Origin of the sequence: Mesorhizobium sp. M4A.F.Ca.ET.020.02.1.1 (assembly GCF_004022645.1) — a bacterium.
In the GTDB taxonomy this organism is placed as follows: domain Bacteria; phylum Pseudomonadota; class Alphaproteobacteria; order Rhizobiales; family Rhizobiaceae; genus Mesorhizobium.
The window spans coordinates 1-1,169 of the sequence record NZ_RZOI01001133.1 but is presented as its reverse complement, the minus strand read 5'-3'; the positions used below and the strand labels follow the sequence as shown (position 1 = coordinate 1,169).

Below are 1,169 nucleotides of genomic sequence, written 5' to 3'. Positions count from 1 at the left end.
GCGTCGGCGCTCGACGCGCGGCGACCCCCTCTGTCGCCTTCGGCGACATCTCCCCCTCATGGGGGGAGATCGGCGCCCCCCGTCACTCCGCCAGGTCGATCGTCTCGGTGGAATGCTCGACGCAGATGAAGCAGCATGTATCGCAGGGCTGGTCGTTGTCGGGGCCGACGCCGGCGGAGACCTGGTCGTCGCCATTGACCCAGGCGCCCCAGCAGATGTTCTCGCCCGGATTGCAGGAGATAGGCACGGATTTGCGTGCGCCCGGACGGATGAGGAAGACCTTGTCGCCGCCCGGCCAGACCGTGTCGCGGTCGCGGCTGAACAGTTCCAGCGCGACGCCCTGCGACCGCTGGTTCCTGACGAACACCGACATGTCGTCGGCCTGGGCCGGCGTGGCGAGGAGAAGGGCGGCGAGCAGAGCGCGAATCATGGTGGGTCCCGGGGGAGTAGAGCACGGGTGGGGGAGCCGCGCGACCTCCCCTTCTCCCCTTGTGGGGTGAGAAGTGGTCCGCGTTAGCGGACGAAAAAGCCAATTGCTTGGCTTTTCGAGCTTCGAACGCCCTGAGCCTGCGAAGGGCCGGGCGGTGGCCGAGCGAAGCTCGGACGGATGAGGGGTGTTCCAGCTTGGCGTAAACCTCCGCCGGCGGCGAAAGGCGCGACACGGTCGCCAGCGCCTCACTCCGCTGGAACACCCCTCATCCGTCTCTGCGCTGCGCGCCGATCCACCTTCCCCCACAAGGGGGGAAGGGGGAGCTCTACCTATCCACCACCACATGCGGCGCGAATTTGCGGATCGCATCGATCATGTCGTCGCCGCGCACGTCGAGCGAGGAGACCTCCATGTGCACGATGGTCTTGCCGAACGGTAGGATCCGGTTCACCACATTGGCCGGCGCGTATTTGATGGCGTCGGGCGGCTCCTCGGTGAGCTCGAAATTGAGCATGGCCGAACCCTTGCCCGAGGTGAGGCGCACGCTCCGCACCTTCGTCCACGGCACCAGCACGTCGCCGGCGCGGCGGTCTCGAAAACCATGGGAGTCCAGCACGACCTGCACCGAGGTGTCGAAGGCGCCGCGCGCGAGGAAGAAGCCGAGCGCCAGGCAGCCCGCGCTGAGCAGCGCGATGACAAGCACATGCCCGCTTTTCGCCCCGGCCGCGATGCCCTGCAC

Annotated in this window: 2 protein-coding genes; both read right to left on the bottom strand. The window is 67.5% G+C overall.

Going from position 1 to position 1,169, the window contains the following annotated elements:
• Positions 1 to 82: 82 nt before the first annotated feature.
• Positions 83 to 430 (bottom strand): hypothetical protein, encoded by a 348-nt coding sequence (locus tag EN742_RS35440; RefSeq protein ID WP_126057238.1) that lies wholly within the window; start codon positions 428 to 430, stop codon positions 83 to 85.
• A gap of 325 nt (positions 431 to 755) precedes the next feature.
• A partial coding sequence (locus tag EN742_RS38460; RefSeq protein WP_189375744.1) for a hypothetical protein occupies positions 756 to 1,169 on the bottom strand: 414 nt, incomplete at its 5' end.